At 71.6% G+C, this 26,140-nt stretch carries 29 protein-coding genes and 1 pseudogene; 22 read left to right on the forward strand and 8 right to left on the reverse strand.

Annotated features, from left to right (window positions below; translation table 11 throughout):
• From OHA37_RS20520 to ygfZ, 12 genes are all read left to right on the forward strand, one after another.
• The gene (locus OHA37_RS20520; protein WP_266907289.1) at positions 1–1,449 is read left to right on the forward strand and encodes a hypothetical protein; all 1,449 of its coding nucleotides are present in this window, start codon (positions 1–3) and stop codon (positions 1,447–1,449) included.
• Positions 1,450–1,713: 264 nt separating this feature from the next.
• Positions 1,714–2,427, forward strand: coding sequence for an LmeA family phospholipid-binding protein (locus OHA37_RS20525; protein ID WP_266907291.1), 714 nt, complete (start codon positions 1,714–1,716; stop codon positions 2,425–2,427).
• 164 nt (positions 2,428–2,591) lie between these two features.
• Positions 2,592–2,675 carry a putative leader peptide gene (locus OHA37_RS40800; RefSeq protein ID WP_350206375.1) on the forward strand — a complete coding sequence of 28 codons (84 nt, stop codon included), beginning with the start codon at positions 2,592–2,594 and terminating at the stop codon, positions 2,673–2,675.
• A 176-nt stretch (positions 2,676–2,851) separates the two neighbouring features.
• The gene (locus tag OHA37_RS20530; protein WP_112449118.1) at positions 2,852–3,697 is read left to right on the forward strand and encodes a sulfurtransferase; all 846 of its coding nucleotides are present in this window, start codon (positions 2,852–2,854) and stop codon (positions 3,695–3,697) included.
• Positions 3,698–3,767: 70 nt separating this feature from the next.
• Positions 3,768–4,058, forward strand: coding sequence for a DUF1416 domain-containing protein (locus OHA37_RS20535; protein ID WP_243339454.1), 291 nt, complete (start codon positions 3,768–3,770; stop codon positions 4,056–4,058).
• 168 nt (positions 4,059–4,226) lie between these two features.
• Positions 4,227–4,490: a DUF3099 domain-containing protein gene (locus OHA37_RS20540; protein ID WP_266907294.1), complete on the forward strand. Its 264-nt coding sequence runs from the start codon at positions 4,227–4,229 to the stop codon at positions 4,488–4,490.
• Between the two features lie 114 nt (positions 4,491–4,604).
• Complete coding sequence (locus OHA37_RS20545) at positions 4,605–5,513, forward strand: hypothetical protein (RefSeq protein WP_266907296.1); 909 nt, start codon at positions 4,605–4,607, stop codon at positions 5,511–5,513.
• The gene (locus OHA37_RS20550) at positions 5,510–6,325 is read left to right on the forward strand and encodes a hypothetical protein (protein ID WP_266907298.1); all 816 of its coding nucleotides are present in this window, start codon (positions 5,510–5,512) and stop codon (positions 6,323–6,325) included. The genes OHA37_RS20545 and OHA37_RS20550 overlap by 4 nt, the downstream gene beginning before the upstream one ends.
• A complete protein-coding gene (locus tag OHA37_RS20555; protein ID WP_266907300.1) occupies positions 6,322–7,287 on the forward strand; it encodes a hypothetical protein in 966 nt (321 codons plus the stop codon). Before OHA37_RS20550 ends, OHA37_RS20555 begins: the two co-directional genes overlap by 4 nt.
• 295 nt (positions 7,288–7,582) lie before the next feature.
• Positions 7,583–8,155 carry an FABP family protein gene (locus tag OHA37_RS20560; RefSeq protein ID WP_266907302.1) on the forward strand — a complete coding sequence of 191 codons (573 nt, stop codon included), beginning with the start codon at positions 7,583–7,585 and terminating at the stop codon, positions 8,153–8,155.
• A gap of 118 nt (positions 8,156–8,273) precedes the next feature.
• The gene (locus OHA37_RS20565; protein WP_323182348.1) at positions 8,274–8,735 is read left to right on the forward strand and encodes a Fur family transcriptional regulator; all 462 of its coding nucleotides are present in this window, start codon (positions 8,274–8,276) and stop codon (positions 8,733–8,735) included.
• Between the two features lie 80 nt (positions 8,736–8,815).
• Positions 8,816–9,784, forward strand: coding sequence for a CAF17-like 4Fe-4S cluster assembly/insertion protein YgfZ (gene ygfZ, locus OHA37_RS20570; RefSeq protein WP_266907304.1), 969 nt, complete (start codon positions 8,816–8,818; stop codon positions 9,782–9,784).
• Positions 9,785–9,827: 43 nt separating this feature from the next.
• Here ygfZ and dtd read toward each other — a convergent pair whose 3' ends face one another.
• Positions 9,828–10,253 (reverse strand): D-aminoacyl-tRNA deacylase, encoded by a 426-nt coding sequence (gene dtd / locus OHA37_RS20575; RefSeq protein WP_266907306.1) that lies wholly within the window; start codon positions 10,251–10,253, stop codon positions 9,828–9,830.
• 29 nt (positions 10,254–10,282) lie between these two features.
• Positions 10,283–11,842 carry a hypothetical protein gene (locus OHA37_RS20580; RefSeq protein ID WP_266907308.1) on the reverse strand — a complete coding sequence of 520 codons (1,560 nt, stop codon included), beginning with the start codon at positions 11,840–11,842 and terminating at the stop codon, positions 10,283–10,285.
• A 472-nt stretch (positions 11,843–12,314) separates the two neighbouring features.
• Here OHA37_RS20580 and OHA37_RS20585 point away from each other — a divergent pair, with 472 nt between their 5' ends.
• The 6 genes from OHA37_RS20585 (at position 12,315) to OHA37_RS20610 (ending at position 16,894) form a co-directional block, all read left to right on the forward strand.
• Complete coding sequence (locus OHA37_RS20585) at positions 12,315–12,884, forward strand: RsiG family protein (protein WP_443046189.1); 570 nt, start codon at positions 12,315–12,317, stop codon at positions 12,882–12,884.
• Positions 12,885–12,957: 73 nt separating this feature from the next.
• Positions 12,958–14,202 (forward strand): GNAT family N-acetyltransferase, encoded by a 1,245-nt coding sequence (locus OHA37_RS20590; protein ID WP_266907312.1) that lies wholly within the window; start codon positions 12,958–12,960, stop codon positions 14,200–14,202.
• Positions 14,203–14,248: 46 nt separating this feature from the next.
• On the forward strand, positions 14,249–15,067 hold the full coding sequence (locus tag OHA37_RS20595; protein ID WP_266907314.1) for a putative protein N(5)-glutamine methyltransferase: 819 nt from the start codon (positions 14,249–14,251) through the stop codon (positions 15,065–15,067).
• 292 nt (positions 15,068–15,359) lie between these two features.
• The gene (locus tag OHA37_RS20600; protein ID WP_266907316.1) at positions 15,360–15,800 is read left to right on the forward strand and encodes a helix-turn-helix domain-containing protein; all 441 of its coding nucleotides are present in this window, start codon (positions 15,360–15,362) and stop codon (positions 15,798–15,800) included.
• 58 nt (positions 15,801–15,858) lie between these two features.
• Positions 15,859–16,425 (forward strand): hypothetical protein, encoded by a 567-nt coding sequence (locus OHA37_RS20605; RefSeq protein WP_266907318.1) that lies wholly within the window; start codon positions 15,859–15,861, stop codon positions 16,423–16,425.
• Between the two features lie 124 nt (positions 16,426–16,549).
• A complete protein-coding gene (locus OHA37_RS20610; protein ID WP_266907320.1) occupies positions 16,550–16,894 on the forward strand; it encodes a DUF2516 family protein in 345 nt (114 codons plus the stop codon).
• A gap of 53 nt (positions 16,895–16,947) precedes the next feature.
• Here the strand turns inward: OHA37_RS20610 and OHA37_RS20615 are convergent, their stop codons facing one another.
• The 3 genes from OHA37_RS20615 to OHA37_RS20625 all read right to left on the reverse strand — a co-directional run bounded on the left by OHA37_RS20615 (position 16,948) and on the right by OHA37_RS20625 (position 20,503).
• The gene (locus OHA37_RS20615; protein WP_266907322.1) at positions 16,948–18,195 is read right to left on the reverse strand and encodes a PP2C family protein-serine/threonine phosphatase; all 1,248 of its coding nucleotides are present in this window, start codon (positions 18,193–18,195) and stop codon (positions 16,948–16,950) included.
• A 279-nt stretch (positions 18,196–18,474) separates the two neighbouring features.
• The gene (locus OHA37_RS20620; protein WP_266907324.1) at positions 18,475–19,524 is read right to left on the reverse strand and encodes a C40 family peptidase; all 1,050 of its coding nucleotides are present in this window, start codon (positions 19,522–19,524) and stop codon (positions 18,475–18,477) included.
• Between the two features lie 169 nt (positions 19,525–19,693).
• A complete protein-coding gene (locus OHA37_RS20625; protein ID WP_266907326.1) occupies positions 19,694–20,503 on the reverse strand; it encodes a class I SAM-dependent methyltransferase in 810 nt (269 codons plus the stop codon).
• A gap of 163 nt (positions 20,504–20,666) precedes the next feature.
• Between OHA37_RS20625 and mshA the strand changes: the two genes are divergently transcribed.
• Together mshA and OHA37_RS20635 are read left to right on the forward strand one after the other, a co-directional pair.
• Entirely contained in the window at positions 20,667–22,055 is a 1,389-nt protein-coding gene (gene mshA / locus OHA37_RS20630) for a D-inositol-3-phosphate glycosyltransferase (protein ID WP_443046190.1), read from the forward strand.
• Positions 22,048–22,572, forward strand: coding sequence for a YbjN domain-containing protein (locus OHA37_RS20635; RefSeq protein ID WP_266907328.1), 525 nt, complete (start codon positions 22,048–22,050; stop codon positions 22,570–22,572). The genes mshA and OHA37_RS20635 overlap by 8 nt, the downstream gene beginning before the upstream one ends.
• Before the next feature lie 41 nt (positions 22,573–22,613).
• Here OHA37_RS20635 and OHA37_RS20640 read toward each other — a convergent pair whose 3' ends face one another.
• Positions 22,614–23,990: an MDR family MFS transporter gene (locus tag OHA37_RS20640; protein WP_266907330.1), complete on the reverse strand. Its 1,377-nt coding sequence runs from the start codon at positions 23,988–23,990 to the stop codon at positions 22,614–22,616.
• A 162-nt stretch (positions 23,991–24,152) separates the two neighbouring features.
• Here OHA37_RS20640 and OHA37_RS20645 point away from each other — a divergent pair, with 162 nt between their 5' ends.
• On the forward strand, positions 24,153–24,914 hold the full coding sequence (locus OHA37_RS20645) for a phosphoglyceromutase (protein ID WP_266907332.1): 762 nt from the start codon (positions 24,153–24,155) through the stop codon (positions 24,912–24,914).
• A 78-nt stretch (positions 24,915–24,992) separates the two neighbouring features.
• Here OHA37_RS20645 and OHA37_RS20650 read toward each other — a convergent pair.
• Positions 24,993–25,124, reverse strand: a pseudogene (locus OHA37_RS20650) (site-specific integrase); the annotation flags it as partial.
• A 12-nt stretch (positions 25,125–25,136) separates the two neighbouring features.
• On the opposite strand from OHA37_RS20650, the gene OHA37_RS20655 reads away from it, so the two are divergent.
• On the forward strand, positions 25,137–25,565 hold the full coding sequence (locus OHA37_RS20655) for an AAA family ATPase (protein WP_266912943.1): 429 nt from the start codon (positions 25,137–25,139) through the stop codon (positions 25,563–25,565).
• 105 nt (positions 25,566–25,670) lie between these two features.
• Here the strand turns inward: OHA37_RS20655 and OHA37_RS20660 are convergent, their stop codons facing one another.
• On the reverse strand, positions 25,671–26,123 hold the full coding sequence (locus OHA37_RS20660) for a hypothetical protein (RefSeq protein WP_266907334.1): 453 nt from the start codon (positions 26,121–26,123) through the stop codon (positions 25,671–25,673).
• Between the last annotated feature and the right edge of the window lie 17 nt (positions 26,124–26,140).

Raw genomic sequence — 26,140 nt, forward strand, 5'->3', positions numbered from 1 at the left:
ATGACTACACCGAGCACGCCTGAGGAACAGCAGCAGCAGTTGCAGCAACAGCAGCAACAGCAGTTTCTAGAGCAGCAGCAACAGCAGCAGCCGGATCCGTACGGGACCCAGACCTGGCAGTCCCCTACGTGGGACACCTCGTACCAGCCGGTGCAGGCGCCGCTGGACGGCGTACCGGCGCAGTACCCGGTCGCCCCCGAGGGCTGGTTCCGCGAGGAGCCGCAGGCCCCGGGGCAGGGGCAGGGGCAGGGGCAGCCTCAGGCGCCCGTCTCCGGGCAGGAGTGGGGGCAGCAGCAGGCCTACGCGGATCCCTACCAGGACCCCTACGCGGCTCAGGCGCACCCGCAGACCGCGGCCCCGGACCACTGGTTCCGCGAGGAGGCGCAGGCCCCGCAGGCCGAGCAGCCGCAGCAGTGGGGGGAGGCGGCGTACCCGGCGCCCTACCCCGGCCCGTCCGAGCCCTTCCAGGCGGAGGCGCACGCGGCCCAGGCCCAGGCGGCCCAGGCCCACCCGGCGCAGGTCCAGGCTCCCGCTCCCGGCCAGGAGTGGGTCGCGGAGGCGGCCCCGTACCTCCCGCCGCAGGCGGACCAGGCCCCGGACGGGGCTCCCGCCGCGCCAGCGGTGGCGGCCGACGGGGCGGCCGAGGAGGAGCCCGCCTGGTCGCCGCCCACCCTCGCGGGCAACACGCTGCGCGCCGTGGACCCCGCCCAGGCCCGCGCCGAAGGCCGCTCTCCGATCATCGATCCCGGTCCGCAGGCGGCCATACTGACGGCCGCGCTCGGGCTGGTCCTCGCGGCCGCCGCCGCGCTGAGCGAGTACGCACTGCTCGCGCCCCTGATCGCCCTCCAGGGCCTCACCGCGGCGGGCTGGTTCCGGCTCAACGGCATGTGGCCGGCCCGTCAGGGCATCGCCCTGGCCTTCGCCGGGGCGGTCGTCGCCGACGTGGCGGTGCTCGCGGTGGACGAGCCGTACGGCCCCGGCGCGATCGTCGGCACCCTCGGCGCCTGGGTGCTGCTGACGCTGGTGCTCCAGCTGCGCAGCCACGCGGATCCCGACGAGCGGATGTACGGGCTGATGGCGTCCGTGGCCTCGGCCGCGCTGGCCGTCGTCTGCGCCGGCTATCTCGCGGCCGACTCCGCCGCCGTGAGCGTGGGTGCCGCCGCCGTGGCGGTGGCCGTCTTCGCCCGGGCGCTCCCGCTGCCCACCGCGCCCTCGGTCGGCGTCTCGCTGGCCGCCGCGGCCGGTGCGGGCATCGCCGTGGGCGGGCTGACGTCCGTCGGAGCCGGCGGTGCGCTGATCGGCCTGGCGGCCGGGGTGTGCGCGCTGATCGGGCTGCGCGTGGCCGCGTACGACTACCCGTCGAAGTTCGTCCACATGACGGCCGGTGTCGCGCTGCCGCTGGCCGCGGCGGCGCCGGCGGTCTACCTGATCGGCAGGGTGGTGGGCTGAGGCCCCGGCCTCCCCTCCTGAGCGCCCGCCCCGCTTGCCCGGGGCGGGCGTTGTCATGCCGCCTGCCTTATCGCCTCGGTGGGCCCCACCGAGCCCCACCGGGCCCCACTGAGCCTCGTCAGGCCCCACCGAGCCCCACCGGGCCTCGCCAGGGCCCACCACGCCCCAACCTGCCTTCACGTCGCCGGACGTCAACTCACAGCGTTCTCACGGCCGGTCATGGTCCACTGGGCCGACGTACCAAATCGTCTGGGGGGTGGGCACGTGCGTGTCCTGCGTGTCGTTGTGATCATCGGCGTGGTTCTCGGTGGCCTGTTCGTCGGGCTGGACCGCTGGGCCGCCGGCTATGCCGAGGACCGGCTGGCGGACCGGATCCAGGCCAGGCAGGGTCTGTCCGGGGTGGAGGCGGACGTCCACGGGTTCCCCTTCCTGACCCAGCTGCTCACCCGCGACCTCGACGAGGTCGACCTGAAGGTGGCCAGCGTGGACGTGGCGACCGCGGACGGCCGTACGACGCACCTGTCCCGGCTGCGGGTCGCCTTCCGCGGGGTGGAGCTGAACGGCGACTACGACGGCGGCACCGCCCGTTCCGCCAAGGGCTCGGCCCTCGTCACGTACGCCGACCTGACCGCGGCCGCCCAGCCCGGGGTGAAGGTCGCCTACGGCGGGGCGCCGGGCAAGCTGAAGGTGACCGCGAGCGTGGAGTTCCTCGGCAGGACGCTCAGCCGCAGCGTGGTGTCGACGGTCTCCCTCGTCGACTCCGGCGACGGGACGGGTAAGACCATCGTCCGGGTCCGTGCCGACGAGGTGCCGGGCGAGGGCCTGCCCGGGATCGAGGCCGTGGTCCGCAGGAAGACCGACTTCGACCGGCGGATCGACGGCGGTCTGCCGTCGGGGGTCCGGCTGACGGAGTTGACCTCGGACGAGTCCGGCGTGGTGCTCACCCTGGGCGGTAAGAATCTGGCCCTGGCCGGATAGTGAGACGAGTGGGTCCGATCCGCAGATGGGAGGGCCGTACGGGGCTCCGCGCGCCCCGCGCCCGAAGATCCACAAGGGGCCTCATCCCAGTATTCGGACGATCCTGTCTCGAAATATGACACGGCGGTGACAGGGCGGCCGATTCGTCCCTACGATCCATGGCTATGAAGCATCAGCAGGCGGACCTCACGAAGCGACGGGCAGTAGACCTGTGTCGCGTCGCCGCCATGCTCTGTCGATCCATGTGACGTGTGAGCGCATCCCGCTCCATAGCCGGACGACGGCCTTCCGCTTTCCCGTGCGACCACCTCTGCCTCCCGCCCTCCTGAAGCCTCCCCGCAACAGGATCCGCGAGCGCACCCGGACGCACGCACCCCGCACCATCAGCAGCACCCCGCCGCACACTGCCCCGGAGGAGAACACCATGAGCCGCAGCGACGTCCTCGTAGACGCCGACTGGGTCGAGGCCCACCTGAACGACGCGAACGTCGTCATCGTCGAGGTGGACGAGGACACGTCCGCGTACGACAAGAACCACATCACCAACGCCGTCCGGATCGACTGGAAGAGCGACCTCCAGGACCCGGTCCGCCGCGACTTCGTGGACCAGGAGGGCTTCGAGAAGCTCCTCTCCGCCAAGGGCATCTCCAACGACGACACCGTCGTCCTCTACGGCGGCAACAACAACTGGTTCGCGTCCTACGCCTACTGGTACTTCAAGCTCTACGGCCACCAGGACGTCCGCCTGCTCGACGGCGGCCGCAAGAAGTGGGAGCTCGACTCCCGCGACCTGGTCGACGGCACCGAGGTCCCGAGCCGCCCGGCCACCGAGTACAAGGCCAAGGCCCAGGACACCTCGATCCGCGCCTTCCGTGACGACGCGGTCGCCGCGATCGGCACCAAGAACCTGGTCGACGTCCGCTCGCCCGACGAGTTCTCGGGCAAGCTCCTCGCGCCGGCGCACCTCCCGCAGGAGCAGTCGCAGCGTCCGGGCCACATCCCGAGCGCCCGCAACATCCCGTGGTCGAAGAACGCCAACGACGACGGCACCTTCAAGTCCGACGAGGAGCTCACCGCCCTCTACCAGGCCGAGCAGGTCGACCTGGCGAAGGACACCATCGCCTACTGCCGCATCGGTGAGCGCTCCGCGCTCACCTGGTTCGTGCTGCACGAGCTCCTGGGCCAGGAGAACGTCAAGAACTACGACGGCTCGTGGACCGAGTACGGCTCGCTGGTCGGCGTGCCGATCGAGCTCGGCGCCAACAAGTAGTTCCGGGCACCCAGTATTTCGGGGCACGCGACGCCCCGTAGTCATACCTCTCTAGGACAGGACAGAGAACATGTGTGGAGCAAAGATCGGCGGGCCCGACCTCTCGACGCTGAAGCCCGGTGAGACGGCCATCCAGGGCCAGGTCACCAAGGACGGCGAGCCCATCAGCGGCTACGTCCGTCTGCTGGACTCGACCGGCGAGTTCACCGCCGAGGTCCCGACCTCGGCCACCGGCCAGTTCCGCTTCTACGCGGCCGAGGGCTCCTGGACGCTGCGCGCCCTCGTGCCCGGCGCCCAGGCGGACCGCGCCGTGGTCGTCGTCGAGTCCGGCGGCGTCACGGACGTGGCGATCGCGGTCTGAGCACCGCACCTGTGTGACCGCATGACTGCACGACCGCATGACTGCACGACCGGCCGAAGGGCCGCACCCCCGGGGGTTGGACGCCATCGGATCGGGGTGCGGCCCTTCGTGTCGTTCCGGGCCGTTCCGGACCTCCCCGGGAGTGCGGGGCGGCCCTACCCTGGAGGCATGTACGCCCGGCGGCGCCGCGCCTACTTCCTGCTCATGGGCGGATGCCTGTTCCTCTTCGTCTCCGCCTGGTCCTTCGTGCGCCTGTGGTCCATCCCGGCCGCCGTGGCGATGTGCGTGGTCGCCATGGTCATTCCGCCGGTCGCCGCGATGGTCGCGAACCGGCGCGGCCCGGACGACCGCTGGTGGGACGACCCCTCGGGTGATGCGAAGTCCGACGAGTGGTGGGACGAACTGGACGGAAAGCCGCGTCGCGAGGATTGAAACCTGTTGAGATAAAAATGTAATAAGGGTGATCACAACATCTCCCCACGCGAGGGTGTCTTCTGTGTACGCGGGCGATCGGTCCGCGACTCCAGTCCTGTGGGGGGACTTCTTTTGGAACACGAACAGACCATCCCTGACCAGCGGAAAGAGGCGGAGAGTGCCCCGGAACCGGGCACTCCGGACGCGGCTTCGGCAGCTCCCGAAGCAGCTCCTGAAGCTCCCGAAGCGGCTCCTGAAGCCACCCTCGAAACCGCTCCCGGCACGGCCCCCGACGCAGTTCTGGAGACGGCTCCGGCCACTCCCCGCGTCCGGCGCGGCCGCCGTGCGGTCCTCCTGATCGCCGGCGCCGCCGTGCTCGGCGTCCTGGCGGGCACGATCACCGGCTACGCGATCCAGTACGACCGCGAACCGACGCCGCTGGCGCCGCTGGCGCAGGCGGACCTGGCCTATCCGAAGGCGCTGGCGCCCGACGACGCCACCACGCACCAGACGATCAACGCCAACCGCTGGCACAAGACGGACGATGACCTCGCGAAGCTGCTGGTCGAGGTGCCGGGCGGGGCGAAGGGACAGGGAACGGGCTATGTACCCCCCGAGTACTTCGCGACCTTCTTCAAGCGTCCGGACGTGATGGTGGGCTCCCTGTCCGAATTGGACGTCAGGCGGATCGCGTCGGTGGGCTGGGAGGTGAACGACACCGTCTTCGTCGACGTGCGCCTGATCCAGTTCAAGGACCATCAGGGGGCGGAGGAGTACCAGACGAGCCAGTCCGAGTACATGCCCGAGGCGGAGCACGCGGGCAACGAGGGCGTGGCGATTCCGGGCCTCCCGGCCGAACTGGGGCACGTCTGGGTGGACTCGAAGGCCGACGAGAAGCCGGGGTACCTTCCGCTGCGCAACGCTCGCGCTCTCGCCCGCCGCGGCGACATCGTGCTCGACATCCACTACACGAACAACCGCGGCAAGATCACCCAGGGCGATGTCGTGAACCTGGCCAAGCGACAGCTGGAGCGACTGTGACCGAGCCGCAGAACGAGACGATCCCGGCCGCGGACCCGCAGTCCTCGGCGCCCGTCGAGGCGGCTGCCGTGCCCGCGCGCCGGAAGACCAGCCGCAAGGCGCTCGCCCTGACCGCCGCCGGCGCGGCGGTGGCCGTGTTCCTCGGCGGCGGTGTGTGGGCCGCCGCCGCGATCGAGGACGCGGACCGCGAGGCGCCCACCGCCTACTGGGTCCCCTTGGGCGAGAGGATGGGCGTGCTGCCCACGCCCGAGGCGGTGCCGGGGAACTCCCTCTCGGGCAAGCTGCTGCCGGTGACGGGCGACCTCCGCTTGGGCACGGACCTGGGGGCGGACGGCAGCGACTTCGTCGTCTCCGGCGAGCAGGCGGTCGAGGCCCTCAGGGAGACCCGCAACGGCCTGACGAGCTCGCAGCGCAAGGACCGCGACAAGCTGCTGGCCGAGATGAAGCTCAAGGGCCTGGCCGGACGCAGCTACATCCACACGAACACGATCTGGTACGCCGAGGTCCGCATCATGCAGGCCGACCCGAAGGCGCTGGACAGCTTCTCGCGGATCACCAAGAAGGTCCTCGAATACACAGGTGACGGCCGCGAGGCGCCGAAGGTGGACGGGTTCCCGGCCGCCAAGTGTGCGCTGGAGGCGATCGGGGAGAAGGGCAAGGAGAAGATCGATTCCCTCGACTGCGTGGCCGTCGAGGGCGACGTGATGGTCACCTTCCACTCCTACGGGCCGAAGCCCTTCCCCACCTCCGAAGTCGTCGAGTTCTTCAAGAACCAGCTGAGCCACCTGAAGTCCCCGGGGGAGTCCGCGTGACCGAGCAGAACACCACCGAAGCGGCGCCCGGGCCCGTCGAGGACGCCGTCCCGCAGGCCGCCGTGGCCGCGGACCCGGCCCCCGCGTCGCCGACTCCCGGGCAGGACCCGACCGCCCAGGCCCCGGCCGGCCCGTCGGGACCCCCGGCCGACCAGCCCGCGGGCACCGCGACCCCGGCCGCACCGGCCGTACCGGCCGCGCCCAAGGACCGCCGCAAGCTGTTCGCCGCGCTGCGCTGGACCGCCGCCGTCCTCGTCTTCGGCGCCGTCGGCACGGGTGTCGCGTACGAGGTCACCCAGCCCGAGCGCACCGACATCCCGGGCCTGTCCACCAAGAGCGACGGCCGCTGGACGTACCCGGCGCTGGCCAAGCCGGTGCTGCCGGCGGGTGCGGCGCTGCCCTTCGGGAAGGACAACCCGGACGGCATCCACTACGCCGGTCTCACTCAGCTGCTCCTGTCGCCGCCCACCGATTCCACTCCGGACTCCAAGCTGAAGCTGGAGAAGGACGAGGTGGTGAGCGTCGGCACCTTCCTGGAGGAGTACGAGTCCGGCGAGCGCCCGAAGATGCAGGAGCAGTTCACCAACGAGGGACTGCGCCAGATCGTCGGCCGCGGCTGGACCACCCCCGACGGCACGCGCACCCGGATCTACCTGCTCCGCTTCCACGCCTCGGGATTCGTGGACACGTTCAAGGGCTGCAGCCGGGACATGAAGCTGGGCGGCGTCGCCCGTACTGATCTGGACCTCGACTGGAACAAGGCCAAGAGCGGACAGTCCGCGGTGATCGGCGGCGGACTCGCGCTCTACCGGGAACCCGCACCGGTCGGCGACGAGCAGGTCAAGGTCGGCTGCATCCAGTCCGGTGATGTCCAGGCCGTGATCCTGCAGACCCGCAAGGGCGATGTGGCGACCGTCCCCTTCCACCAGACGGTGATCCTCCAGCACCAGCTGCTCCGCTAGCGCCGTCCGACACGGAGCCTCCCCCCGTACGGGCAACCTCACAGAGTGTGCCGGTCCCCGGGCCAGTAGGCTTGGGGACCGGCCCCGTAATGCCGTCACACACTCCGAGGAGCACCCCGTGCTTGAGGCAGTCTTCACCTCCCTGCTGGTCCTGGTCTGCGTCGGCGTCCTCGCCTTCTCCGTCCTGGCCGTGAAGAAGCTGTACCAGGGCCAGCGCTGATCCCCTCGGATCTGCCGCCGACCGCCCCGGATACCGGAACCCCTCCCACAGATCGCCTGAGCTGAGCAGCCATCCATGATCCAGATTCCGTCCGACCTGAACCCGAGCCTCGTTCCCCTCGCCTTCCTCCTGGGCAATTGGGAAGGCGCAGGCGTCTTCGACTTCCCCGGTGAGGAGAAGTGCAACTTCGGCCAGGAAGTCGTCTTCAGCCACGACGGCCGGGACTTCCTGGAGTACCACTCGCACAGCTGGGTTCTTGACGCCGAGGGCAACAAGGTGCGGCCGCTGGAGTCCGAGTCGGGCTACTGGCGCATCGACAGCCAGCGCAAGGTCGAGATCGTCATGGTGCGCGACCAGGGGGTCGTGGAGATCTGGTACGGCGACCTCGCCGACCAGAAGCCGCAGATCGACGTGGTCACCGACGCCGTGGCCCGTACGGCCACCTCCCGCCCGCACACCGGCGGGAAGCGGCTCTACGGCTACGTCAAGGGCGACCTGATGTGGGTCGGCGAGAAGGCCACCCCCGAGGTGGAGCTGCGCCCGTACAAGTCGGCCCAGCTGAAGAAGGTCGTCACGCCCGAGGAGGTCGCCGAGATGGCGCGCAACCTTCCGGACATGCCGGACGACGGCATCGCCTTCTTCCGCTAGGCCTGGCGAGGTCGTACGTACGCGCAGGAGCCCCCGGCAGCTTTGGCCGCCGGGGGCTCCCGCATGTCCACCGCTCTCCCCGCTCCCCCCGCGGCGACCCGAGGCCTACACTGGCCGGGTGGTGACCACCGACAGCACCGAGAACCTCGCCGCCGCCGACGGCGGCGACTGGAAGAGCGACCTGCGCCAGCGCGGATACCGCCTGACCCCGCAGCGTCAGCTCGTGCTGGAGGCCGTCGACGCCCTGGAGCACGCCACCCCGGACGAGATCCTCGTGGAGGTCCGCAAGACGGCCTCCGGGGTCAACATCTCCACCGTCTACCGCACGCTGGAGCTCCTGGAGGAGCTGAAGCTCGTCTCGCACGCCCACCTCGGGCACGGGGCCCCCACGTACCACCTCGCCGACCGGCACCACCACATCCACCTGGTCTGCCGCGACTGCACCGAGGTCATCGAGGCGGACGTGGACATCGCCGCCGAGTTCACGTCCAAGCTCCGCGACACCTTCGGCTTCGAGACCGACATGAAGCACTTCGCGATCTTCGGCCGCTGCAAGACCTGCGCCGCCAAGCAGCGCTAGGCAGCGCCGGGCAGCGCGCCGGGCAGCAGGCACGCGGGCGTGCCCTAGGTCCGTTCGGGGCAGGGTCGTAGGCTGGTGCCATGACCAGCAGCCCCTTGCTCCATCTCCCCGGCGCCGTCCAGGCCGAAGGCCGCGACGAGGGCGTCGCCGCCCACTACGGAGAGCTGTACGGAGAACAGCGCACGCTCGCCGACGGCCGCGGCTTCGTCGACCTCTCCCACCGCGGGGTGGTCACCGTCACCGGCTCGGACCGGCTGAGCTGGCTGCACCTGCTGATCACTCAGCACGTCACCGCCCTCCCGGCCGGCCAGGCCACCGAGGCGCTGATCCTCTCCGCGAACGGCCACATCGAGCACGCGCTCTACCTCGTCGACGACGGCGAGACGATGTGGATGCACGTCGAGCCCGGCACCCAGGAGGCGCTGATCGCCTACCTGGAGTCGATGATCTTCTTCTACCGCGTGGAAGTCGCCGACCGCACCGCCGAGTTCGCCGTCGTGCACCTGCCGGCCGGCTCCATCGCCGAGGTCCCCAAGGAACTCGCCGTACGGGAGACCCCGTACGGCCGCGACGTGTTCCTGCCGCGCGACGGACTGGAGGCCTTCGCCGCCTCCCACGGCCCGGCCGCCGGGCTCCTCGCGTACGAGGCCCTGCGCGTCGAGGCGCACCGGCCGCGGCTCGGCCTGGAGACCGACCACCGCACCATCCCGCACGAGCTCGGCTGGATCGGCACCGCCGTGCACCTGCAGAAGGGCTGCTACCGCGGCCAGGAAACGGTGGCCCGCGTCCACAACCTGGGCAAGCCCCCGCGCCGGCTGGTCTTCCTGCACCTGGACGGCTCCGAGGTGCTGCTCCCCGCGCACGGCGCGCCCGTACGCCTGGCCGCGGACGGGGAGGAGGGCCGCCAGCTGGGCTTCGTGACCACCTCGGTCCGCCACCACGAGCTGGGCCCGATCGCCCTCGCACTGGTCAAGCGGAACGTCCCGGTGGACGCCCCGCTGCTGGTGGGCAAGACGGCCGCCTCGCAGGAGGTCGTCGTAGCGCCGTGACCGCGGCGCGCGCGACGGCCTGGATGCCGATCCAGATGTCGATCTAGATGTCGATGACGATGGTGAACGGGCCGTGGTTGGTCAGCGAGACCCTCATGTCCGCGCCGAACCGGCCCGTCTCCACCGTCGCGCCCAACGCCCGCAGGTGCGCCACGACCGCGTCCACGAGCGGCTCGGCGAACGCCCCGCCGGCGGCCGCGTTCCACGTGGGGCGGCGGCCCTTGCGGGCGTCTCCGTAGAGGGTGAACTGGGAGATCACCAGCAGCGGCGCGTTCACGTCGCTGCAGGACTTCTCGGCCTCCAGGATCCGCACCGACCAGAGCTTGCGCGCCAGCAACTCCGCCTTCTCCGGGGTGTCGTCGTGGGTCACCCCCACCAGCACGCACAGCCCCTCCCCGACGATCTCCCCGACGGTCTCGCCGGCCACCACGACGCTCGCGCCGTCCACCCTCTGCACCACTGCTCGCATGACACCTGTGTACCAGGCGTGCACCGCTGCTATCGATGAGGGCCGGTATCGGCCCCATCGCTGCCCACCGGCGTTGCCGGTTGTCTCCCCGAACGGTCTTGGGGGACGGGGAACAGCGCGAGCTGGTCGCTTCGGTCCCGGCAGGTCTTGTCACCCGGGTGGGGTGTGCCTGTGGTCCTGGGCGGGCTCGCGGTCCCTCGCGCCCTCGGCAGGGGAGCGGTCTGGCCGGTAGCTCTCCGCGCGACGATCCTCTGGTCGTGTGCGGTCACACCTGGCCGACGCCGGATCCCGTGTCCGAGGGCGCGTCTGCCGATCGCCACCGCGGCCGCGTGGTGGCCGGTGACGGTCATGATCTTGGATTGCTGCTGGAGGGGGGCCTTCCAGTGCAGGGTTCCCCAGCGGCTGGTGTAGGCGGGGTCGACGGCGATGACGACGAGGCCGGCGTGGTGGGCCATGCCGGACAGCCGGTCGCGGAAGCGTGCCGTGGGCAAGCCCGCGACCGTGCGCCGGAATGCCTTGCCGCGTTTGCCGCGTCCCATCGTCTCGCGACCGGTGGCGCGGGCGTCGGCGAAGCCGAGGTTCTCGATGGCCAGGCCGGCGCAGCCGTGCTGATGGGCGAGGTGGATCAGGTGGGTGATCGCCTGACGGAGGCGTCCGTCGCGCTGCGAGGTGGGGCCGGTCAGGTCGGTGGGAATCGTGACCGGTCGGCCGGCGGGGTTGCCGTGGGCGTCGACGACGCAGGCGGCCAGGTGATCGGCGTTGAGGTCCACGGCAAGCAGCCGGGCGCCGGTTGCGGCCAGCTCGGCAGGGGTGGGGAGGAGCGTTCTCGGGGTGGACCAGGAGGCGTCGAGGTACCAGCGGCCGCGTTCCGGGTCGCGGACGATGTCGTAGCGGACGGAACGGTTGGCGGTGATCCGGTCCAGCCACTCGTCTCGGCGGTGATTGAAGGTGACGGTGCAGGCGAGCCGGTACCGCCCGCGCGGGGCGTTCGCGAGGTGCCTGAGTGGTTCGGGCAGGACGAGGGCGACCGTGCCGTCGGCCGAATTCACGGTGATCGTGTAGTTGCCGTGCGGCGCACCCGACTCGCCGTCGGCGGTCAGGAACAGGCGACGTGCGTCCCACCGTTCCCGCCACCCGGCCTCGGTGAGCCCAGCGGCGGTGAGGCGGTGCCGCATCTTGGCGAGCTTCCGGCCGCCGATGACGATCGCCGGATGCCCGGACTCGATCCGCCGTTCCACCTCGGTCAGTCGGGCAGTGAGGACCTGCAACCGGCGCTGCTTCTGTGTTCTTTCGGCCGGGTCCGGATAGCCCCGAACACCACCCAGGCGCCGGCCGCACGGCACTGCCAGACGCCGGCGGATCTTCACGATGGTCCGGCGCAGCGAGGTCCGCTCGTCGAACAGGCTCCGGCGAGACAACTGGTGCTGGTCATCGGACGCGCGAGTGATCGCCCCCGCCCAGCGCGACGACGACACCTTCGTCAGCGCACGCTTGCGCTCCGCACGCCGATCCTCCTTCGCGGGCACCATCCCGATCCGCAACCGCTCGGCCAGGTCGGCACGGGCGTACCTGCCGAGGTGATCACCCACGATCCGCAGGACCTCTGCGTCGCAGGTGGACGGACGCAGACGATCCCGGATGCGCGCGCCGGCGGGCACCGACACCGTGAAGGGGTCGGCCGACGGGCGTCGCAGTGGAGGCTGCCGTCGCCTCCCCCCGACACTCCTCGCTCTCAAGCGCACCACCGGCCTCCCCTCCCCATCACGCACAACAGCACGGATGTTCCTCACTGAGACTGGCGTTTCCGTGAAGGTGCGGGTGCCTCGAACCCTTTCCCTTCACCCATATGAGGTATCTGGTGGACGGCAGCGGCTGACAGGCGAATCAGTTGGGCCGTCCGGGGCCGATCGGGTGGAGTGGGACTGCGTCGGTACCACGGGGAGTGGCACGATGCACGCAGGCGGTGCCCCCAGCACCGGTCGAGGGGACGGACACGAACGCATGAATACTTCTGGTACCTCCGCACCTGCTTCTGCGCCCATCGGACCACCCATCGGACCCATGGGATCCGGCGTGCCCGGCGCACCCGCGGCCTCCGCCGAGACCCCGGCGCCGCGCCCGCCCGCGCAGCGGTCCGGGGCCGCGGACGTCGCGGCGACGGCGACCACCGCGCTCGGGCTGCCCGAGCTGCGCGCGCTGCGCCGCGACGCGCAGCGCGACGAGGCCGACCTGAGCTACGTACGGCGGCTGCTCCAGGGCCGCATCGACATCCTGCGCGCCGAGCTCGCCCGGCGTACGGACCCCGAGGCGCCGGTGGTGGACCGGCTGTCGGAGATCCTCGCGGACGCTCCCTCCAGCCGCAGCGCCTCCGCCCGGCACGTCACCCTCGGCACCCCGCACGGGGAGGAGTACCGGCTGCTGGCGGCCGAGATGCTCTCCGACGTGGAGCTGTCGGACCTGGGCGCGCGCACGGACGAGGAACTCCACGAGGGCATGGGGAAGTTGGTGCGCTACGAGCAGCAGGTGTCGCGGCGCCGCCAGCAGCTCCAGCGCACGGCCGACGACTGCAGCGCGGAGATCACCCGGCGCTACCGGGAGGGCGAGGCCCAGGTGGACGACCTGCTGGCCTGAGCGGGCGGGGGTGCGGGGGCCCGCGGGAAATGCGGGCGACGGGGGCGGGCCGGGCAGATTAGCGTGGTTCGCCATGAGCGCTGACGTCCGGCCGATCGCCGAATCCGAGCTTCCCGAGTGGCTGCGTGCCCAGCAGACCGGTTTCCTGAACGCGGTGCACCCCACGGCCGAGGACCACGCGCAAGTGGCCGGGCACCTCGATTGCGCCCGGACCCAGGGCGGGTTCGACGCCGACACCGGCCGGTGCGTGGCGACCTTCCGCTCCTTCCCGCAGGAACTGACCGTGCCCGGCGGGGGGTTCGTCCCGTCGAGCGCCGTCACGAGCGTGACCGTGCTGCCCACGCACCGCAGGCAGGGCCTGCTGACCCGGATGATGGCCGCCGAGCTGGCCGCCGCCCACGCGCGCGGTGACGTGGTGTCGACGCTGATCGCCGCCGAGTACCCGATCTACGGGCGGTACGGGTACGGGCCCGCCACCTCCGTCGCGGAGTGGGAGATCGACGTACCGCGCACCGGGCTCGACCCGCGGGCCGCCGTCCCCGGTGACGGCGGGCGCATCGACCTCGTGGACGAGGCCGAGGTGCGGGAGCTGGGCCCGGCGCTGCACGAGCGGCTGCGGGCGGCCATTCCCGGCGCGGTGAGCCGCGACGCCCGCTGGTGGCGGGTGGCCACGGGCGAGCAGACGCTGTCCCACAACCCGTACACGCCGTCCTTCCACGCGGTGTACCGCAGCGCGCGCGGCGAGGTGGAGGGCCTGGTCCGGTACACCACCGACGACAACTGGACCGACGCCAAGGTCCCGCAGAACACCGCACGGGCCATGCAGCTGCTCGCCGTGAACCCGGAGGCGGAGCGGGCGCTGTGGCACTTCCTGTGCTCCATCGACTGGGTGGTGAAGGTCCGCACCGGCTACCGCGCCCCCGACGACCTCGTCACCGGGCTGCTGCCCGACGCGCGCGCCGCCCGGCTGCTGACCTCGGCGGACTGGCTGTGGGTGCGGCTGCTGGACGTCGTACGGGCCCTGCGCGCAAGGATGTACGAGGTGCCGGGCGTCCTCGTCCTGGAGGTCACCGACCCGTCCGGGCCGGCGGGCGGGCGCTACCGGCTGGACGCGGGCGCGGGGGACTGCGTACGCACGGAGGAGCCGGCCGATCTGCGTCTGGACGTGGGCACACTGGGGGCGCTGTACCTGGGCGACGCGTCGGCGGTGCGGCTGGCGGCGCTCGGCGGGATCACGGAGGAGCGCCCCGGGGCGCTCGCGCTCGCGGACGTGGTGTTCCGCACGGCGCGCCGGCCGTGGTGCCCGGACATCTTCTGAGCCCTGTACGGGTGTTGGGCGGGTGTGCGGGCGTGCGTGCGTATGCATGTGCGTCCGTGCGTGCGGGCCGGGCGGGAAACTCACGGAACGAGGACTGAGGTACTTGGCAACACTGGTGGAAGCCCTCCGCGCGGCCGGCTGCGTCTTCGCGGAGGAGGAGGCGGAGCTGCTGACGGCCGCCGCCGAGGACGCGGGGCACCTGGAGGGGCTGCTGGCCCGGCGGGTCGCGGGCGAACCGCTGGAACACGTCGTCGGCTGGGCGGAGTTCTGCGGGCTGCGGATGGCCGTCGGCGAGGGGGCCTTCGTGCCGCGCCGGCGCAGCGAGTTCCTCGCGCGGGAGGCGGTGGAGGCGGCGCGGCCCGGCGCGGTGGTCGTCGACCTGTGCTGCGGGGTGGGCGCGCTCGGCGCCGCCGTGGCCGCGCGGGTGCCGGGGGCGGAGCTGCACGCGGCGGACATCGACCCCGCCGCGCTCGCCTACGCCCGGCGCAACGTGGCCCCGTACGGCGGCCGGGTCTGGGAGGGCGACCTCTACACTCCCCTGCCCGCCGGGCTGCGGGGCCGGGTCGACGTGCTGGTGGTCAACGCCCCGTACGTCCCGACCGGGGAGATCGCCCTGCTGCCGGCGGAGGCCCGCGACCACGAACCGCCCGTCTCCCTGGACGGCGGCGCGGACGGCCTGGACGTCCACCGCCGGGTGGCCGCCGGCGCCCGGCCCTGGCTCGCGCCGGGCGGCAGCCTCCTGATCGAAACGAGCACCCGCCAGGCCCCCGTCACGGCTGCGGCCCTGACGGCGGCGGGCCTGTCGGTGCGCACGGTGACCTCCGAGGAGTACTACGCGACGGTGGTCATCGCGGCGGCGCCGTAGTCGGGGCGGCCGCCGGTGCGGTCATTGGGGGTGGTCGTCGGGGGTGGTCGTCGGGCTCGCGCCTCAGGGCGCGCCCTGAGGCGGCCCGCTGCGACGTGATGCGCGCACGAGACGGCGCGGCAGAACCGGGCGTGGCGTCAGACGGGATCTCCGGCCTTGAGCTGTATGACGACGAAGGCGGCCTGTCGGGATCGGTGACACCGTTCGGCAAGGCTGCCGGCACGAGCCGAGGGGTGGGAGTTATTGCAAGCAGCTGCTTGCAATAGTTAGCAAGGTGCGGCAGGATCGGGTCATGGCATCGCTCAACGTCGGGAACCTCGGCGAGTACCTGCGCGAGCAGCGGAGGCAGGCGCAGCTTTCGCTGCGGCAGCTGGCCGATGCGGCGGGGGTGTCGAATCCGTACCTCAGTCAGATCGAACGCGGGCTGCGCAAGCCGAGCGCGGACATCCTGCAGCAGCTCGCCAAGGCGCTGCGGATCTCCGCCGAGACGCTGTACGTGCAGGCCGGAATCCTGGACGAGCGGGACCGGGACGCCGTGGAGACGAGGGCCGTGATCCTCGCCGACCCGTCCATCAGCGAGCAGCAGAAGCAGGTGCTGCTCCAGGTCTACGAGTCCTTCCGCAAGGAGAACGCCGCGGAGGCCGAGGCGAAAGCCGAGGCGAAGGCCGAGGCGGGAGCGGAAGTCGCTTCCGACGGCGCTAGTGGCGATGCCGAGACGCGCCGTACCAACTGAGTACGCACCGAGTACGCACTGAGCACGAACTGAGACCGTGATCCGGGAGGACCACCACATGGCCATCGCCGATGACCTGAAGAAGACCCTCACCGACCCGACCCCCCTCTACTTCGCCGCCGGCACCGCCGACCTCGCCGTGCAGCAGGCCAGGAAGGTGCCCGGGCTGATCGAGCAGCTGCGCGCCGAGGCCCCCGCGCGCATCGAGGCCGTGAAGAACACCGACCCGAAGGCCGTGCAGGAGAAGGCCAAGGAGAAGGCCAAGGAGGCGCAGGAGGCGGTCACTGCCACCGTCGCCGAGGTGTTCGGGGCGATCGACGCGAAGAAGCTCGGGGAGACCGCCCAGGACCTGGCGCTGCGCGGGGTCGGCGTGGCCGCCGAGTACGCGGTCAAGGCCAAGGAGGCCTACGACAAGGTCGCCGAGCACGGTGAGCAGACCGTACGGGCATGGCGCGGCGAGGTCTCCGAGGAGATCGTCGACATCGCCGTGGTCGTGGAGCCGGAGGCCGCCGAGCCGGTGGCGGAGCCCGTGGTCGAGCCCGCCGCGGAGCCCGCGCCGAAGAAGGCTCCGGCCCGCAAGGCCGCGGCCAAGAAGGCCGCCGCCGAGCCGGCCGACCAGAGCTGAGTACGGCGCGACGGACCGGGCACCCGCGGGGCGTCCGGTCCGTTGTGGTTTGGGAAAGGGGCTCTGCCGGTAGCGTGGAGGCAGGTGGCATCCGGCGGGCGAGGCGTGAGAAGGCGGTCAGACGATGTTGATGAACGGGTTCGATCAGGGAGTGCTTCCGCTGCTCGGGTACGCCATGCTCGGGCTCGCCGTGGTGGCCTTCGTGATGGCGCTGACGGCGCGCGAGGACGCGTACCGGGCGGCCGGCAAGCAGACCAAGACCTTCTGGGCGGTCATCCTCGGCATCACCGTGCTCGTGGACTTCTTCCTCGGGATGCTCTTCCTGCAGATCGCCGGTCTCGTCGCCAGCATCGTGTTCTTCGTCGACGTGCGGCCCGCCCTCAAGCAGGTCTCGGGCGGCGGCGGTGGCGGCCGACGGGGCGGCAGCAGCAGCGACGGGCCGTACGGGCCCTACAACGGCGGACGGTAGAGCTGTAGGGCGGCAGGCCCCGGGCGTCGCGGCTGTCGCGCCCGTCCGGCCCGTCAGCCCTCGGCGCGCGAGAGGAGGACGACGGCGACGTCGTCCGTCAGCTCCCCGCCGTTGAGGCGGCGGGCCTCGGTCACGGAGGCTTCGAGCAGGCCTTCGCCGCTCAGTCCGTCGGCCAGGTGGCGGTTGATCATCTCGACCATGCCGTCCTGCCCCAGCCGCTCCTTGCCCTGCCCGATCTTGCCCTCGATCAGGCCGTCGGTGTAGAGCATCAGGCTCCACGTGCCGCCCAGCTCCACCTGGCGGCGCGGCCAGCGGGCCCGGGGCAGCAGGCCGAGCGCCGGGCCGCTGTTCTCGTACGGGAGCAGTCGCGCGGGGCGGCCCGGCCGGGAGATCAGCGGCGCCGGATGGCCCGCCAGGCACAGGCCCGCGCGCCGGCCGTCCGGGGAGATGTCCACCGTGCAGAGCGTCGCGAAGATCTCCTCGCAGGGCCGCTCGACTTCGAGGACCTGCTGGAGGGTGGAGAGCAGGTCGTCGCCGCACAGGCCGGCCAGGGTCAGCGCCCGCCAGGCGATGCGCAGCTCGACGCCGAGGGCGGCCTCGTCCGGGCCGTGGCCGCAGACGTCGCCGATCATCGCGTGGACGGTGCCGTCGGGGGTGCGGACGGTGTCGTAGAAGTCCCCGCCGAGGAGCGCGCGGCTGCGGCCGGGACGGTAGCGGGCGGCGAAGCGGAGGTCGGAGCCCTCCAGGAGCGGGTGCGGGAGCAGTCCGCGCTCCAGGCGGGCGTTCTCCTGGGCCCGAAGTTTCGATTCTGCAAGCTTGTACTGGGCGATGTCCGCCCGTTTTCTCTCCACCGCGTAGCGGATGGCGCGGCTGAGCAGCCGCCCGTCCAGCTCGTCGCGGAACAGGAAGTCCTGGGCCCCCACGCGTACGGCCTCCGCGGCGCGCTCCGCGTCCTCCTCGGAGGTGAGCACGAGGACGGCGTGCCGCGGGGCGATGCGGAGCACCTGGCGCAGGGCGCCGAAGGGATCGGCGGCGTCGCCGGAGCCGGAGCCCGCGCCGCCGTGCGGGAGCGCGAGGTCGAGCAGGACGCAGTTCACGTCGGGGGTGAGCAGCCGGGCCGCCTCCGTGAGGTTGCGGGCGCTGCGCAGCCTGATGCGGTGGCCGTCGGCGTCGAGTATCTCGGGGACGGTGAGGCCGCCGGCGGGGTCGTCCTCGATCACCAGCAGGGTGAGCGATGACGTGGCGCCCGGGCCGCTCTCGGTGCCCGGGATGTCCCTCTGCCGCGGTACGGGTACGGGCATCGTCTCCGGTTCCTTCCCGCCCCCTCGGGGGTTCGCTCGTCCGGCGACCCTAGCGGCGGGACGAGGGAAGCGGAATGGCGGGTCCGGCGCGGGGCTCCGGCATATGCCGTTATCAGGTGGGAAAGTCCGCGTCGGCGAATGACCAACGTCACGGCGGAGGGGTACGGGATCCCGCCCACCGAGACGTACCGCCGTGGCGGGCGGGCCGCCCCCGACGGCCGGCCGCCGGCCCCTGAGGGCGCTCGCCGCAGGCGGTGCTGCCCGTCGGTGAGCGGGCCGCTACGCGTCCGGCCTGACCACGGCCTTGATCGGCATGGAGCCCGCGCCCGCCATGGTGACGTTGCGGCCCGGGCGGGGGGCGTGGACCATCGCGCCGTCCCCGACGTACATCCCGACGTGGCTCGCGTCGTCGAAGTAGATGATCAGGTCGCCCGGCCGCATGTCCTTGACCGCGACCTTCGGCAGCCGCAGCTGCTCCTGCGAGGTGCGCGGGATCCTCTTGCCCGCCGCGAGCCAGGCCTGTGAGGTCAGCCCGGAGCAGTCGAACGAACCGGGTCCCTCGGCGCCCCACACGTACGGCTTTCCTATCTGGGCGGCCGCGAACTGCACGGCCCGCTTGCCCGCGTCGGTGGCCGCGGCCCCCTTGGAGCCGTTCAGCGCGCCCGTGGACAGCCAGTCGGTCTGCGCCTTGCGCTGCGCTTCCGCTTCCAGCTCCAGCAGCCGGGCCTTCTGCTCGGCCTCCAGCTTGCTTTCGAGGTCCTCGGCCGCCTTGATCTTGTCCTCGACCTGCTTCTTCGCGAGTTCCTGCTTGACCCGGTTGGCCTCCAGGGTCTCCCAGTGCGCGCTGGCGTCCCTCGCGTACTGCTGCAAGTCGCTCTGGGTGCGGTTCAGTTCGGAGAGCAGGTCCGAGGTGGCCTTCTCGCCCTGGCGCAGCCGGTCGGTGCCGTCCAGGAACTGTGACGGGTCGTCGCTCAGGGCCAGTCGCGCGCCCGGCGGCAGCCCGCCCGAGCGGTACTGGGCGCGGGCGGCGGCGCCCGCGCGGCCCTTCAGGACGGTGATGCGGTCCTGGCCCGCGAGGACCAGGTTGGCGATCTCCACGATCTTGTCGGACTGCGTCTTGGTCTCGCTCTCCGCGAGGTTGAAGGCGTCGGTGGCGGCGCCGGCCTCGCGGTAGAGACCCTCTATTTCCTTGCGGACCTGCTCCAGGGACTTGCCCTGCTGGGGCTCCGGCGCCGCGAACGCGGTACCGGCCAGCGCGCCGGGCGCGGACAGCAGCGCCATCGCGCACAGCAGAGTGAGGGCGATCGAACCCCGTCGTCGTTTCCTCATGGTCCCCCCAGACACAGGATTGATTAATCGTCAGTAACTTGTCATTGCCTTCGGGATGGTGCCACGAGTCGGTGAATTCCAACACCCTTGTGGATATCCATCCGATGCGTCCCGATCGCCCCCGCGGCCCCCCTGGCCACGGCAGCTCCGGCAGCCACGTCCGCCCCCGTCACCCCGAAGGCCTCAACGCTTCCCACCGCACCGTCAGTTCCCCCTGGCGCCACCGCACCGGCCCGTCCGCCAGCGGCCAGTCCCCGGCCAGCGCCCGCGCCGTCCGGATCCAGCGCTGCCGCGCCCCGTACGAGGCGTACGGGGCCGCCGCCGCCCACGCCCGGTCGAAGTCGCGCAGGAACGCGTGCACCGGCTCGCCCGGCACGTTGCGGTGGATCAGCGCCTTCGGCAGCCGCTCCGCCAGGTCCGAGGGGCGCTCCAGGGAGCCCAGCCGGGTCGCGAAGGTCACCGTGCGCGCCCCTTCGGGCCCGAGCGCGACCCAGACGTGGCGCCGCCCGATCTCGTCGCACGTCCCCTCCACCAGCAGCCCGTCGGGAGCGAGCCGGGCACACAATCGCTCCCACACCGCCTCGACCTGCTCCTCGTCGTACTGGCGCAGCACGTTCGCCGCCCGGATCAGCGCGGGCCGCACCCCGCCCTCCAGCGGCACCTCGAAGCCGCCGTGCCGAAAGCTCAGGCCCTCCCGCTCGTACGGCTTCGCACCCGCGACCCGGGCCGGTTCGATCTCGATGCCGACCACCCGCACCCGCGGGGCCGCCTCCCGCAGCCGGGTCAGCAGCTCCACCGCGGTCCAGGGCGCGGCCCCGTAGCCGAGGTCCACCGCGACCGGGGCGTCCGCGCGCCGCAGCGCCGCCCCGTGCGTCGCCGCGATCCAGCGGTCCATGCGGCGCAGGCGGTTCGGGTTCGTCGTCCCGCGGGTCACCGTGCCGACGGGGCGCCGCGGGGGAGGGGTGGAGCGGGAGGCCATGTGCAGAGAGTAAGCGGAGGGTTCCCGCGCGATAAAAATCCCGCGCGGCAGCAGGAAAACCGCCCGTCCCGGAATGCGGGAGACGGCCGTCCGGGTTGCACTCCTAGAAGAGCGCCGACAGCGCTCTCGGTGTCATGCCGTCCGAGCGAGAGGAACTGCTCCCTTGAGCCAGTACGTGTCCCGCATCGGCGGCAGCATCGGCGGACGGTTCGCCGCGGCCCGCTCGGGCACCCGTCACGAGCCGCCCCGCCTGCGCCTGCCCGCCGCCGTCGGAGGCCACCGCAAGCCGCGCCGGGTCGCGATGCTCAGCGTGCACACCTCACCGCTGCACCAGCCCGGCACCGGCGACGCCGGCGGGATGAACGTCTACATCGTCGAGCTGGCCCGGCGCCTCGCCGCGATCAACATCGAGGTCGAGATCTTCACCCGCGCCACCACCGGCGGCCTGCCGCCCGTAGTCGAGCTCGCGCCCGGAGTCCTCGTACGGCACGTGGACGCGGGCCCGTACGAGGGCCTCGCCAAGGAGGAGCTGCCGGCCCAGCTGTGCGCCTTCACCCACGGCGTCATGCAGGCCTGGGCCGGGCACCGCCCCGGCTACTACGACCTGGTCCACTCCCACTACTGGCTCTCCGGTCACGTCGGCTGGCTCGCCGCCGAGCGCTGGGGCGTCCCGCTCGTGCACGCCATGCACACCATGGCCAAGGTGAAGAACGCGGCGCTCGCCGAGGGCGACACCCCCGAACCGGCCGCCCGCGTCATCGGCGAGACGCAGATCGTCGACGCCGCCGACCGGCTCATCGCGAACACCGCCGAGGAAGCCGACGAGCTCGTACGCCACTACGCGGCCGACCCCGGCAAGGTCGCCGTCGTCCACCCCGGCGTGAACCTCGACCGCTTCACCGTCGCCGACGGCCGCGCCGCCGCCCGCGCCCGCCTCGGGCTGCCGCAGGACGCCGTCATCCCGCTCTTCGCGGGCCGCATCCAGCCGCTCAAGGCCCCCGACATCCTGCTGCGGGCCGTCGCCGAACTCGTGGACCGGGACCCGGCGCTGCGCACCCGGCTGTTCGTGCCCGTCGTCGGCGGGCCGAGCGGCAGCGGGCTCGCGAAGCCGGAGGGGCTGCAGAAGCTCGCCGCGAAGCTCGGCATCGCGGACCTCGTGCACTTCCACCCGCCGGTGGCGCAGGACGGGCTCGCGGACTGGTTCCGGGCGGCGTCCGTGCTGGTCATGCCCTCGTACAGCGAGTCCTTCGGGCTGGTCGCCATAGAGGCGCAGGCCACCGGCACGCCGGTGCTGGCCGCGGCCGTCGGCGGGCTGCCGGTCGCCGTGAACGACGGGGTCACGGGGATCCTCGTACCCGGCCACGATCCGGTCGACTACGCCCGCGAGCTACGGCGCTTCGTGGACGAGCCGGGACTGTCGGACCGGATGGGCGAGGCGGCCGCGCGGCACGCGCAGTTCTTCGGCTGGGACACCGCCGCGAGCGGCACGGCCGACGTGTACACGGGGGCGATGCACGATCACCGCCGTCACGTACGCTCCCACCATGGCTGACGCTGACCCCCTCAACGACACCGCGGCGATCATCGAAGCGACGCTGACCGGCGCGGAACTGAGCTGGGAGAGCCCGGAGCCGGGCTCGTACGTGGTCCAGCTCCCCGGCACCCGCAAGCTGAGCACCACCTGCTCGCTCAAGGCCGGGAAGCACTCCCTGTCGGTCAACGCCTTCGTGATCCGCCACCCGGACGAGAACGAGGCCGGCGTCCACCGGTGGCTGCTGGAGCGCAACCTCAAGCTCTACGGCATGGCCTACGCGGTCGACGCGCTCGGCGACGTCTACCTGACGGCCCGCCTCCCCCTGTCGGTGATCACCCCCGACGACCTGGACCGGCTGCTCGGCACGGTCCTGGAGGCCGCCGACGGGGCCTTCAACACCCTGCTGGAGCTGGGTTTCGCGAGCGCGATCCGGCGGGAGTACGAGTGGCGGGTCTCGCGGGGCGAGTCCACGCGCAACCTGGACGCCTTCAAGCACCTGACGCGGCCGTCGGGGGCGGCGGCGCGGCCGGAGTAGGAGGGCCAGGCGGAGCCGGCGGGCCAGGCGGGCCAAGAGGGTCAGGCGGCCGGACCCACCGGACCCACCGGATCCGCCGCCTTCGCCGGAGCGGCGACCTCCACGACTGACTCCACGGTGACCTCCGCGACGGGCTCCACCGCGACCTTCACGACGGGCTCCGCGACGACCTCCACGACCGTCTCCGCGGCCGCCTCCACCGCGCCCCCTTCGTCCTGCGAAAGCCCCCTCATCAGCAGCCAGTAGCCCGCCGCGGCGATCGTCCCCAGGACCGCCGTCGCGCCCCACAGCCAGGCCGCGCCGAAGTGCTCGATCGCGAAGCCCGCCATCAGCGGGGCGATCAGCGAGGCCACCGCCCACGACATCGTGTACATGCCCTGGTAGCGGCCGCGCCCGTGTACCGGGGAGAGCCGCGCGACCAGGCCCATCTGGGTCGGCGAGTTGATGATCTCGGCCAGCGTCCACACGCAGACGGTCAGCGCCAGCGCCCACACCGAGCCGCCGAAGGCCGTCAGCCCGAACCCGTACCCGGCCAGCAGCGCCGAGATGACCAGCAGCTTCTGCGGATCGCGGTGCTCGATGAACCGGGTGACCGGGATCTGCAGCACCACGATCAGCACGCCGTTCAGGCCGATGACCAGCCCGTAGTCGACGGTGGAGAACCCGGCCGCGCCCATCGCGAGCGGCAGCCCGAACGAGCCCTGCATGAAGATCAGCGAGATCAGGAACGACAGCCCGACCACGCCCATGAACCGCCCGTCCCGCAGCACCGTGCCCAGGCCGATCTCCGGCTCGGCGGACGCCTTCTCCGCCGCCGTCTTCTCCGGCCGGGACTCCGGCAGCTTGAGGTAGACGAGCACCGCGCAGACCAGCGTCAGGGCCGCCTCGCCGAGGAACCCGGCCAGGTAGCTGTACTCCGCGATGAAGCCCGCCGCGGTCGAGCTGACGGCGAAGCCGAGGTTGATGGCCCAGTAGTTCAGCGCGAAGGCCCGTACCCGGTCCTCGGGGCGGACGATGTCCGCCATCATCGCCTGCACCGCGGGCCGCGAGGCGTTGGAGGTCATGCCGACCAGCAGCGCCACCGCGGCGATCGCCGCCGGATGTTCCATGAACCCGAGCAGCGCCACCGAGAACGCGGTCGAGGTCTGCGCCGCCATCAGCGTGGGCCGGCGGCCCAGCCGGTCCGTGAGCACTCCGGCGACGAGCGAGGACACCACGCCGCCGAGCCCGTGCAGGGCCACCACAAGTCCCACGAAGGAGGCCGAATAGCCCCGCTCCAGGGTCAGGTACAAGGTCATGAATGTGGCGACGAAGGCCCCGAGCCTGTTGACCAGCGTGCTCGTCCAGAGCCACCAGAACTCCCGGGGCAGTCCCGCCACGCTCTCGCGGGCGGCCCGCCTCACACTGGCAACGGACATATGGAATCCCCCCGAGATGTAAGCGTCCCTCTACTCGTTCGGACCCTACGGACAGTGGCCTTCCGGGGCCAATGGATTGACGGCCGGCGTCAATCGGGGACCGTCCCACGTGCCGTACACACCGCGCGCGAGGGGCGGGGTGCGTCCATTAGGCTCGTACGCATGGCCGACGCACCGTACAAGCTGATCCTCCTCCGCCACGGCGAGAGCGAATGGAACGCGAAGAACCTGTTCACCGGCTGGGTGGACGTCAATCTCAACGAGAAGGGCGAGAAGGAGGCGATCCGCGGCGGTGAGCTGCTCAAGGACGCCGGTCTGCTCCCCGACGTCGTGCACACCTCGCTCCAGAAGCGCGCGATCCGCACCGCGCAGATGGCGCTGGAGGCAGCCGACCGCCACTGGATCCCGGTCCACCGCTCCTGGCGCCTGAACGAGCGCCACTACGGCGCCCTCCAGGGCAAGGACAAGGCCCAGACCCTCGCCGAGTTCGGCGAGGAGCAGTTCATGCTGTGGCGCCGCTCGTACGACACCCCGCCGCCGGCGCTCGAAGACGGTACGGAGTTCTCGCAGTCCGAGGACCCGCGCTACGCCTCCATCCCGCCGGAGCTGCGCCCGCGTACCGAGTGCCTCAAGGACGTCGTCGTCCGCATGCTCCCGTACTGGTACGACTCGATCGTCCCGGACCTGCTGGCCGGCCAGACCGTCCTGGTCGCCGCGCACGGCAACTCCCTGCGCGCGCTGGTCAAGCACCTCGACGGCGTCTCCGACGAGGACATCGCGGGCCTGAACATCCCGACCGGCATCCCGCTCTCCTACGAGCTGGACGCCGACTTCAAGCCCCTCAACCCGGGCGGCACCTACCTCGACCCGGACGCCGCGGCGGCCGCCATCGAGGCCGTCAAGAACCAGGGCAAGAAGAAGTAGCAAAAGCGATCATGCCCCTGATCTGCGCAAACGGCGCAGATCGGGGGTATTCGTTTTCCCTGGGCCCTCTGTGGGCCCTCAGCGTGGGGGACCGTCCGGCCGCAGAGCCCGGCCGAGAGCCTCCCGCGCACGGTCCCTGCTGCTCGGCATGAGGTGGGCGTAGACCTTGAGCGTGAGTCCCGGATCCGAGTGCCCCAGGTACTCGCTCACGGGAACAACGTGGTGGTCGACCACGGCTTCTGGACGCCGGGCGACCGCGCACGGTGGCACTTGGCTGCAGCGGACGCCGGCGCAACCTCGGTACTGGTCTACCTGGAGGCAAGCCACGAGGAGCTCTGGGAGCGCGTGAGCAAGCGGAACGCACAGCACGAAGCGGATCCGAACTCGATCTACTTCTCCGAGAGCGACCTGACCCGCTACAGGGCACGATTCGTACCGCCCCAACCAGACGAGCCCCACCTGATTTACCGCGGCGACCCGGGCCCCCTGTTGAAGGCGCTGGCAGAGGCTGCTCAGGGCGACCTCGCCAACCTCCGGGCTCTGGGGCAAGAGAAGCCCGGCTTCCTGCCCGGCCAGCACGCGGTGGCAAGCCTCGAAGCCCCGGTTTCCGGTCGGAAGCCGGGGTTTCACGTACCCCTTGCTAGTCGCTAGTTCCCAGGTCAGCGGCCCTTCAAGTCGCTAGGACTGGTGCTAGACCTAGCGACCCCTGTTGCTAGACCTAGTGCTGTGACCCGGTGAACCTTGGCGGTCACAGCACTAGCGGCCGAAGTCTGTGACCGTCACGGTGAGGAGGCTTTCGCCCGGAGCGAGCGTGACCGCGTCGGCCTCGGTCACGCTGCGGCCCAGAAGGGTCCAGTCGGACTTCTCGTAGCTGAGGGGAAAAGTGCCGACGGGCTCTGCGCGCCATCCCAGGCGCTCCAGTTCCGCCCCGATCTTCGGCAGCGCCTGTTCCGCCTGCGGGGTGCCGAGGACCGCGATCCAGTCGACCATGCTCGGATTCGCGACCCCATTCGGAACGTTGGTGGTCTTCCCCTTCGCGGGGTCGAGGCCCGCCTTGCGGACCGCCGCCCGCACGTCGCGGTCCACAGTGTCCCGAGTGACGGCCTCGGCTTTGGACTGGGCGTCGTTAGCCGTACAGCCAGCCAGCGGAACGGCTGCCAGCAGGATCGCGGCGGCCGCCATAGATCTCGTCGTGATCCTGGACGTCATCGACGGCTTGATACGTA

Source organism: Streptomyces sp. NBC_00335, from assembly GCF_036127095.1.
Lineage (GTDB): Bacteria > Actinomycetota > Actinomycetes > Streptomycetales > Streptomycetaceae > Streptomyces.